This window comes from Streptomyces sp. NPDC030021 (assembly GCF_055574035.1).
Map to the genome: position 1 here is coordinate 45,770 of NZ_JBVIAH010000001.1, position 9,251 is coordinate 55,020.

Annotated in this window: 6 protein-coding genes; 2 read left to right on the forward strand and 4 right to left on the reverse strand. The window is 74.6% G+C overall.

The window, feature by feature from the left end:
- Positions 1–120: 120 nt before the first annotated feature.
- Positions 121–2,289, forward strand: a complete 2,169-nt coding sequence (locus ACZ4YL_RS00230; protein WP_468112988.1) for an alpha-N-acetylglucosaminidase — start codon at positions 121–123, stop codon at positions 2,287–2,289.
- Positions 2,290–2,337: 48 nt separating this feature from the next.
- Here ACZ4YL_RS00230 and ACZ4YL_RS00235 read toward each other — a convergent pair whose 3' ends face one another.
- The gene (locus ACZ4YL_RS00235; protein ID WP_468112989.1) at positions 2,338–3,585 is read right to left on the reverse strand and encodes an MFS transporter; all 1,248 of its coding nucleotides are present in this window, start codon (positions 3,583–3,585) and stop codon (positions 2,338–2,340) included.
- Positions 3,586–3,849: 264 nt separating this feature from the next.
- Here ACZ4YL_RS00235 and ACZ4YL_RS00240 point away from each other — a divergent pair, with 264 nt between their 5' ends.
- A complete protein-coding gene (locus ACZ4YL_RS00240) occupies positions 3,850–5,427 on the forward strand; it encodes a molybdopterin-dependent oxidoreductase (protein WP_468113455.1) in 1,578 nt (525 codons plus the stop codon).
- Here the strand turns inward: ACZ4YL_RS00240 and ACZ4YL_RS00245 are convergent.
- The 3 genes from ACZ4YL_RS00245 to ACZ4YL_RS00255 all read right to left on the reverse strand — a co-directional run bounded on the left by ACZ4YL_RS00245 (position 5,389) and on the right by ACZ4YL_RS00255 (position 9,035).
- Complete coding sequence (locus ACZ4YL_RS00245; protein ID WP_468112990.1) at positions 5,389–6,666, reverse strand: cytochrome P450 family protein; 1,278 nt, start codon at positions 6,664–6,666, stop codon at positions 5,389–5,391. The genes ACZ4YL_RS00240 and ACZ4YL_RS00245 overlap by 39 nt on opposite strands.
- A gap of 84 nt (positions 6,667–6,750) precedes the next feature.
- Complete coding sequence (locus ACZ4YL_RS00250) at positions 6,751–8,055, reverse strand: putative Ig domain-containing protein (RefSeq protein WP_468112991.1); 1,305 nt, start codon at positions 8,053–8,055, stop codon at positions 6,751–6,753.
- Positions 8,056–8,141: 86 nt separating this feature from the next.
- Complete coding sequence (locus ACZ4YL_RS00255; protein WP_468112992.1) at positions 8,142–9,035, reverse strand: LysR family transcriptional regulator; 894 nt, start codon at positions 9,033–9,035, stop codon at positions 8,142–8,144.
- Between the last annotated feature and the right edge of the window lie 216 nt (positions 9,036–9,251).

Consider the following 9,251-nt stretch of genomic DNA (forward strand, 5'->3'; position numbering starts at 1 on the left):
AGACATCCCCCCCCCCCCCCCCCGCCCCCTCCCCCCTTCATCGCTCTCTCTTCTTCCCTCCCCCCGCTCCCTCCTCTTGCGGCCACCGCCCCGGGCGCGGGGTCGCCCGCACGTGCCGACGTGACGACGGGCGCGCACCCGGACGCGCACCCGGGTGCCGCCCGGAGTCCGGGCCGGGCCCGCAGCTTCGACGTCGCGCCCGCGCGGGACGCCCTGCGGCGGCTGCTTCCGCGCCACTGGGGGCAGTTCACGCTGGTGCCCGACACCACGGCCGCCGCCGACACCTTCACCGTGTCCGGAACCGCGGGCGCGATCACCGTGCGCGGCAGCACCGGCGCCACCCTGCTCACCGGCGTCGGCTGGTACCTCCAGCACGTCGCCGGGGTCGACATCGGCTGGCCCGGCGACAGCATCGGCATGCTGCCCGGCCGGCTGCCGGCGGTCCCCGCACCGGTCACCCGCAGCGCACAGGTCCCGCACCGGTACGCGCTGAACGACACCGACGACGGGTACTCCGGCCCGTACCGCTCCTTCGAGGAGCACCGGCGGCAGATCGACCTGCTCGCCCTGCACGGCATCAACGAGGTGTTCGTACAGGTCGGCGCCGAGTACCCGTACTACCGGGCGCTCCAGGGGTTCGGCTACTCCGCCGGGGAGCTGCGGGAGTGGATCCCCGGCCCCGGCCACCAGAGCTGGTGGCTGCTGCAGAACCTGAGCGGATTCGGCGGCCCGGTCACCGAGCGGCTGATGCGCGAGCGTGCCGAGCTGGGCGGGCGGATCGCCGAGCAGTTGCGCGGGCTCGGCATGACCCCGGTGCTGCCGGGCTACTTCGGCACCGTGCCACCCGGGTTCGCCGCGCGCAACCCGGGGGCGGGGACGGTGGCGCAGGGCGACTGGGCGGGCTTCGACCGCCCGGACTGGCTGGACCCCGCCTCGCCCGTGTTCGGGAGGCTGGCCGCCGCGTACTACGCCGAGCAGCGCGAGGTGTTCGGGGACAGCACCATGTACCGGATGAGCCCGCTGCACGAGGGCGGCCAGACCGGCTCCGTCGACGTCGGCGCCGCCGCAGGCGCCATCCAGGGCGCGCTGCACGCCGCCCATCCGGGTGCGCTGTGGGCGGTGCTGGGCTGGCAGGACGACCCCACCCCGGAGCTGCTGGCCGGGGTGGACACCTCGAAGCTGCTGATCCTGGACGGGCTGTCCGACCGGTACAACCGGCTCGACCGCGAGTCCCGCTGGGGCGGGGCCCCGTACGCGATGGGCACCATCTACAACTTCGGCGGTCACACCACGGTCGGCGCGAACAGCTCCGTGTGGATCGAACGGTTCGGCCCCTGGCGGGACAAGGCGAACAGCGCGCTCGCCGGGATCGCCTACCTGCCGGAGGCCACGGGGACCAACCCGGCCGCCTTCGACCTCTTCACCGATCTGGCGTGGGAGCGCGGTCCTGTCGACCAGCGCACGTGGTTCGCCGACTTCGCGGCCCGCCGCTACGGCCGTCCGGACGCCGCGGCCGCCGCCGCGTGGGAGGAGCTCCGCAAGGGGCCCTACAGCACCTCCTCGGGCCTGTGGTCGGAGTCGCAGGACAGCCTGTTCACCGCCCGGCCTAGCCTGACCGCGGCGGGGGCGGCCTACTGGAGTCCCAGGTCCATGCGCTATCCGGCCGGTTCGGTGCGCAAGGCCCTGGACCACCTGCTGAAGGTGGATCCGGCGCTGCGCGGCTCCAGCGCCTACCGCTTCGACCTGGTGGACACCGCCCGGCAGGCCCTCGCCAACCACTCGCGGGTGCTGCTGCCGAAGATCAGGGCGGCCTACGAGGCCAAGGACCTGACCCGCTTCCGGGCCCTGGCGGCCGAATGGCAGGACGGGGAGCGGAAGTTGGAGGCGGTCACCGGATCCGACCCGGCCTTCCTCCTCGGCACCTGGCTCTCCGCGGCGCGCTCCTGGGGCGCGGACCGGGCCGAGCAGGACCGGTACGAGTACGACGCCCGGTCGCTGCTGAGCGTGTGGGGCCGCCGCAGCACCAGCGAGGGCGGTTTCCTGCACGACTATGCGAACCGTGAATGGAGCGGCCTGATCTCGGAGTTGTACGCACCCCGGTGGGCGCGCTACTTCGCTTCGCTGGACGAGTCGCTGGTGAAGAAGGCCGCGCCGCGCGAGATCGACTGGCACGCCTTCGAGGCGGAGTGGGCGGGGCGCACCACGCGCCATCCGAACCGGCCGAACGGTGACCCGTACCGGCTGGCCGCCGAGATCGCGGCGGCCCTGCCACCGGCCGCCGCCCGCTGATTCCGGCCGCCGGCCTGCCCGGACCCCGGGCAGGCCGGCAGCGCAGATTCACGGGCTTCGTTTCCGCCCCGCGCGTGCGGCTCCGGCGGCCGCCAGGCCGAGGACGGCGATCGAGGCGGCCGAGAGCAGCAGGGTCTCCCGGGCTCCGAGCCCGGCCACCAGCGGGCCGCCCAGCACGGTACCGAGCGGCACCGCGAGCAGCTGGACCGCGGAGCTCGCGGCCAGCGTCTGGGGAAGCAGTTCCGGCGGGGCGGAACGCTGGAAGAGGGCGGTGGAGAGCGAGGCGTACGGAGGCCAGAGCAGCCCGGCGGCTGCGAACCCGGCGACGGCGACGGCCGTCGGCGCTCCGAGCCCCGTCGGCAGTATGAAGGCACCGACGGCGGCGACGATGCCGGTCGTGGTCGGCCACACCGGCAGGCGGTTCAGGTAGCCGGTCAGGACGGAGCCGAGGACGGCGCCGACACCGAACGCGGTGTAGAAGGCGGCCAGCAGGCCCGCCGGAGCGCCCAGCCCGTCCGACACGTACAGCGGCAGGGCGACGTACACGGGACCGAAGAGGCAGAAGAAGGCGAAGCTCAGGGCGAGCAGGCCCATCAGGGCCGGGGTGCGGCGGATGACGGCGAAGCCCGCGGTCCGGGAAGTGCCCCCCTCGGGCGCGGGCGCGGCGTCGTGCGGCACACCGAAGAGGAAGGTGGCGGCTAGGACGAGGAAGGTCGCCGCGTCGACGGCGATCACCGTCGCAGCGCCACCCCACAGGATCAGGGCGCCCGCGAGCGGCGGGCCGAAGACGGTGGAGAGCGAGCGGATGCCGGACAGGACGGCGTTGCCGGCCAGGTGGTCGCGCTCCGGCAGCAGCCGGGCCAGCAAGGTGTGGACGCCGGCCTGGCCCCAGGAGTGGAGGACGGAGGACAGAGCGAGCAGGGCGACGTACAGCTCGACGCTCAGCGTCCCGAGGGCCTGGCACACGGGGATCGCGCCCAGGGCGGTGGCGCGCAGCAGGGCGTCGCATGCGACCAGTCGGGCCGGGGAGCGGTGCCGCAGGAACCGGCCGAGGAGGACGGCTCCCGCGGCGCCCGAGAGCGTGTAGGCCGCGGCCGCCAGGGCTACCCACATGCCGCGTTCCGCCGCCGGTGCGATCTCGATCGCCAGCCAGCTGACGGCGACCACGGCCATGCCGTCGCCGAGGGAGGAGACGGTGAACCCCGGTAACAGGCGGCGCAGCGTCGAGTGGGTGAGTACGGGCCGGTAGGGCGAGGCGCGGATGGTGCGGTCGGGTTTCAGGAGCACGGTGTCCACGCTTCCGGGGAACGATAAGGGGTCATGTCGTCATCGTTGCCGCGCGCCCGGCCGTCGCCGCGGCCCGTTCGCTCGGGGCATGGTCCTTTCGCCCTGGGCGCAAGACCCCGGCACCGCCCGGCCCGGCAAGGTCAGGCCCGGCGGCACGGCAGCGGCACGGCGGCGGCCGGTGCGGCGGCACGGCGGCCGCACAGAAGTGCCCGGGCGCGGGACACTGGCCGTGTGGAGTCAGACCCGAGCCGTTCCGTGCGGCCGCGGCGCACGATGGGTGCCGTCAGCGGAATCGTCGCGGCCGTGGCCGGGCTGGCGGCCGCGCAGCTGGCCGCGGCGGCCGGCCGGCCCGAGGCCTCGCCGGTCACGGCCGTCGGCGGGGCCGTGGTCGACCTGACGCCGGTGGCCGTCCGGGAATGGGCCATCCGCTTGTTCGGCCCCTCCGACAAGCTGGTGCTGGGTCTCGGCATCCTCGCCGTGCTGGCCGCGGTCGCCGTAGGCACCGGGCTGCTCGCCGTACGCCACCTCCCGGCCGCGATCGCCGTCACGGGCGGTTTCGGGCTGGTGGGGGCGCTGGCCGCGCTCAGCCGGCCGGACGCCTCCTGGCAGGACGCGCTGCCCTCGCTGGTGGGCGCACTGGTCTCGGCCGGGGTGCTGTACCTGCTGGTGACGGCCGGGAGGCGGACCCGCCCGGCCGGAGCCTCGCAGGGCGGGGCCGGGGCGATGGACCGGCGTGGCTTCGGCCGGCTGGTCGTCGCCGTCCTGGCGGCGTCGGCCGGGGTCGGACTCGGGGCACGGCGTCTGGGGGCGCACGGCAGCGCCGACGCCACCGCCTCCCGGGCCCGCTTCGTCCTCCCCCGGCCCACCGTGCCCGCGCCGCCGGTGCCCGCCGGGGCGGACCTGCGGGTGCCCGGGCTCGGCCCCTTCCTCACCCCGAACCAGGACTTCTACCGGGTGGACACCGCACTGGTCGTTCCGCGCGTGGACGCGGACACCTGGCGGCTGCGCATCCACGGGGAGGGGGTGGCCCGGCCCCTGACCCTGGATCTGCGCAGCCTCCTCGCCCGCCCGGTGGCCGAGCACGACATCACCCTCACCTGTGTGTCCAACGAGGTCGGCGGCCCGTACGCGGGCAACGCCCGCTGGCTCGGCGTACGTCTCGGGGACCTGCTCCGGGAGGCGGGGGTGCGGCCGCCGTCCGAGGGCGGGCCCGCCGACCAGCTGGTGGCGCGTTCGGTGGACGGCATGACCATCGGAACGCCGGTCGAGGCCGTCATGGACGGCCGGGCGGCACTGCTGGCCGTCGGCATGAACGGCCTGCCGCTGCCCTTCGCCCACGGGTTCCCGGTGCGGATGGTCGTACCGGGCCTGTACGGGTACGTCTCCGCGTGCAAGTGGCTCACCGAGCTGCGGCTGACCACCTTCGCCGCCTACGACGCCTACTGGGTGCGCCGGTCCTGGGCCCAGCAGGCCACGGTCAAGACGCAGTCGCGGATCGACACCCCGCGCCCGTACGCCGACCTGGCGCCGGGCCGGGTGGCGGTCGCCGGGGTGGCCTGGGCCCAGCACCGCGGGATCGAGCGGGTCCAGGTACGGGTGGACGGCGGCCCCTGGCAGGAGGCGCGGCTCGGGACGGCGGACGGGGCCGACACCTGGCGCCAGTGGGCCTGGACGTGGGAGGCCACCCCCGGGCCGCACACCCTGGAGGTCCGCGCCACGGACGGCACGGGCGCGGTGCAGACGGGGGTCCGCACCGGGACCGTGCCGGACGGGGCGACGGGGTGGCACACGGTGGACGTACGCGTCCGGGCGCTAGGAAGTGGCCTGCCGGCCGGGGCGGACCGGGAGTGAGCGGACGTTGTTGCTGATGAAGCTGTTCTGGTACGGGAGTTCGGCGTCCGGGACGGCGAGGTCGAGGTCGGGGAAGCGGGTGAAGAGCCGCTCCAGGGCGATCGTGGCCTCCAGCCGGGCGAGCGGGGCCCCGGTGCAGTAGTGGGCGCCGTGACCGAAGGAGAGGCTGCGGGCGGCGGTGGGGCGGGTGAGGTCGAAGCGGTCGGCGTCCGGACCGTGGAAGGACTCGTCGCGGCCCGCCGCGCTGTATCCGGCGAGCACCGGGGTGCCCTGCGGGATCACGGTCCCGTCGACGGTCAGGTCGCGGGTGGGGTAGCGGAACGGGAACCAGCTGACCGGGGTGTCCCAGCGCAGGGTCTCGTCCACCACGTCCGACCAGGTGGCCTTGGCTTCCAGGACGAGCGCGAGCTGGTCGCGGTGGGCACACAGCGCGCGGACCGCGTTGACGATGAGGTTGAGGGTGGTCTCGTGGCCCGCGACGAGCATCAGCCGCATGGTGCCGATGAGTTCGGCCTGGGTGAGCCGGTCCCCGTCGTCCTCGCGGGCGGCTATGAGGGCGCTGGTCAGGTCCTCGCCGGGGTTCGCGGCGCGGGCGGCCGCGATCGTGCCGGTCAGGGCCATGAGTTCCTGCAGGGCGGCCATCTTCTCGGCCGGGGTGATGTCGGTGGCGATGATCACCTGGTTGGTCAGGTGGTGCAGCCGGCCCCGGTGCTCGGGGTCCACGCCGAGCAGCTCGCAGATGACGTTCATCGGGAGCGGGAGGGCGAAGTGCTCGTACAGGTCGGCGGTCCCGTCGGGGGACCCGGCCGCGGCCCGCCCGAGGTCATCGAGGAGTTCGGCGGTCAGCTCCTCGACGCGCGGCCGCAGCCGTTCCACCTGGCGGATGGTGAAGGCCTTGCCGACCAGCGCGCGCAGGCGGCGGTGGTCGGCGTCGTCCGCGGTGTGCATGCCCTGGGCGTTGGCGAAGACCCGCAGCGGCCAGTCGGCGGGGATGGTGCCGTCGTGCAGGGCGGGGAAGTGCCGGGCGCCTTTGGCCACATCGGGGTGGGCGAGGAACTCCTTCAGCGCGTCGTGCCCCAGGACGACCGCCCCGGGGACCCCACCGGGGAGCACGACCTCCGCCACCGCGCCGTGCTCGGCGCGCAGCCGGGCGTTGAGGGCGTGCGGGCAGCCGCCGGCGGGGTCGATCACGTGCGGGGCGGCCGGGCCCTGCGGGACGGGTGAGATGTGGGACGACAAGCCGGTTCTCCTGACCTGATGGACGGAACTCGGTCAACAGTGCGGCCTCGGGGGCGGGTTGGACAAGCCCGTTCCCGTCCTGTCTCAGAACCAGTTGAGGGTCAGGGTGAAGGTGGTGCCCGCGGTGGCTCCGGTGGCATCGCCGGCGGTGGCGGTGACCTGGAAGACGCCGCTGCCCCAGGGCTTGCCGGTGATCCGGCCGGAGGCGCTGTCGAGCGTGAGGCCCCAGGGCAGACCGGTGGCGGCGTACCGGACGGGGGGCTTCGCCCCGGTGGTGGTGAGCTGGACGGTGCAGGACTGGTTGAACTTGCACGTCTGCGGGCCGGGGTCGGTGAGCTTCAGCCCGCCGGGGGTGGGCGTCGGGGTCGGCGTGGGTGTGGGGGTCGACGTGGGCGTGGGTGTGGGGGTAGGGGTGGGTGTGGGGGTAGGGGTGGGTGTGGGGGTAGGCGTGGCGCCGCAGCCCGGGGTGGCCTCCGGTGGCAGCGGGACCCGCCAGATCTGCGTGTCGTTCTCCGAACCCACGAGCAGGTTCGCGCAGTCGGCGTACGTCACCGTCTCCCCCTGCGACTGGGCCGGGAGGGCGACGTCCGCGAGCTTGACCCCGGCCGTGTCGTACACGGAGGCCGTGTTGGCGCCCAGCGGCCCGCCACTGCGCAGGGCGTACGAGGCACCCGTCGGCGAGAAAGCACCGTCGGTGGCGAACACCGGGCCGGGCCGGACCGCGGTGAGGGTGTTGACCTGACCGGTCACCGGCGGCAGCGGGGCCTGGTACAGCCGGCCGGCGGCACCGATGAGCTTGCTGGCGACGTAGAGCCGGCCGGTCACGGGATCGGCGAGCAGGGACTCGGCGTCGTGCTTGCCGTCGGCGTAGGCGAAGCGGTAGGTCACGGGCGTGACCGTGGCGTTCGTGAGCTGATCGGGCTCGGCGAACCGGTGCACGGTGATCTCCGCGCGCCCGCTGAGGTTGTCCCCGATGTCGCCGACCAGGATCGCCGGGCCGCCTCCCGCGTCCGTACCGAGCGCCAGGCCTTCCCAGTCGGTGTTGCCGACGCCGGCGACGGTGAAGGTGGCCAGCAGCCGGCCGGTGGCGCTGTTGCAGTCGACGGCGAAGACCTGGTTGGTGTTCCCGCTGTCGTTGACGGCGTAGAAGACGCCGGGATGTTTGCGGCTCATGGCGAGGCCGCTGAGCTCGGCGAGGCCGCCGGGGAGGGTGCACTTCTTCTCCGGCGCCAGGTCCACGGCGGCGGCCGGCGGGGTGGCGGAGCCGGTGGATGCGGTGGATGCGGTGGATGCGGTGGCCGTGGCCATCCAGGCGAGCGCGGGCAGGAGGGTGGCGAGGGCCGCGGTCGCGAGGGCGGCGGCCCGTGGGGGTGTCAGGAGTCGGGACATGCGCACAATGTGAGGGGCCATCAGTCGGCCTGCCAGACCCCGCCCCCTCCCGTTCGAGCATCGTTCAATGCCGCGGCGGCATGTGGTCAGCGCACCGGCTCCCGGACGGGTGCCTTGTGCCCGGCCTGCGCGATGAACGCGCGGGCCGCCCGGCTGAGCGGCCGCCGGGCGTGGGCGATGCCCACCGGGCGCAGCAGCGGCGGTGTGAAGGAGCGGATCTCGGCCCGGCTCCCGAAGGCCCTCAGCACCACGTCCCGGTACCAGATGAGGGAGCCCCGGCCGTCCGTCACACCCGTCACCCACGCGAGCCGTTCGTCGACCTCCAGGGTGGGGACGGGCCGCACTCCGAGGCAGCTGAACATGGCCTCCATCTCGGTGCGCCGGCCGGTCCCCGGTGTGGGCAGCACCATCGGCAGCCCGTCGAGCATGCGCAGGGGCATCGGGTGGGGCAGCCGGGAGCCCGGCGGCGATATCAGCACCACCTCCCGCTCCTGGATGAAGTGGGTGGACAGCTCCTTGTCGACGGGCAGGTCGACCAGGGCCAGTTCCGAGCGCCCCTGGGTCACCTCCTCGACCAGGGCCTCCCTGCTGTCGTGCTGCTGGAGCCGGACGTCGACGGCCGGGTGCCGTCCGGTGAAGGCCGCGATCAGGTCGGCGGCCAGGTCGAGGGCGAGGGTGGGGGTGGTGACCAGGGTCAGGACCGCCCGGGCACCCCCGCCGAGCGGGGTCCCGATGTCGTCGATGGCCTCCACCGCGTTGAGCACGGTCCGGGCCAGCCGGACGACCCGGGCCCCCTCCGGCGTGAGGTCCACCCCCCTTCCCCGGCGGGCCAGGAGCTCGACGCCGAGATCGCGCTCCATGGCCTGCACGGCCCGGGAGAGCGCGGACTGGGCGACGAAGACCGAGGCGGCGGCCCCGGTGATGGACCGGCAGTCGGCGACGGCGACGAGGTAGCGGAGCTGCGCGAGGGTGGGGGTCATGACCGGACGGTAACCGCGTGAGGCTGTACCTGTAAGGGCTCGTCGGGTGAACAACTGACCGGGTCCGGCGTGACGGTCATGCCCGGTCGGTGACCACTCATGCCGTCGCGGCATGCCCGCGGGGCCGCGGTACGCCGGCCCGCGCGGCGGGGGCGGCCCCGCCCGCCGGAGAACGCCGCAGGCCACCGGCTCGGCGGGGGTGTGTCGTGGGTCCGC

What these genes read in the sequence shown, in the direction of transcription:
- ACZ4YL_RS00240 (WP_468113455.1), top strand. Translation starts at nt 3,850, where the DNA reads ATGGGTGCCGTCAGCGGAATCGTCGCGGCCGTGGCCGGGCTGGCGGCC.
- ACZ4YL_RS00250 (WP_468112991.1), bottom strand. Translation starts at nt 8,055, where the DNA reads ATGTCCCGACTCCTGACACCCCCACGGGCCGCCGCCCTCGCGACCGCG.
- ACZ4YL_RS00255 (WP_468112992.1), bottom strand. Translation starts at nt 9,035, where the DNA reads ATGACCCCCACCCTCGCGCAGCTCCGCTACCTCGTCGCCGTCGCCGAC.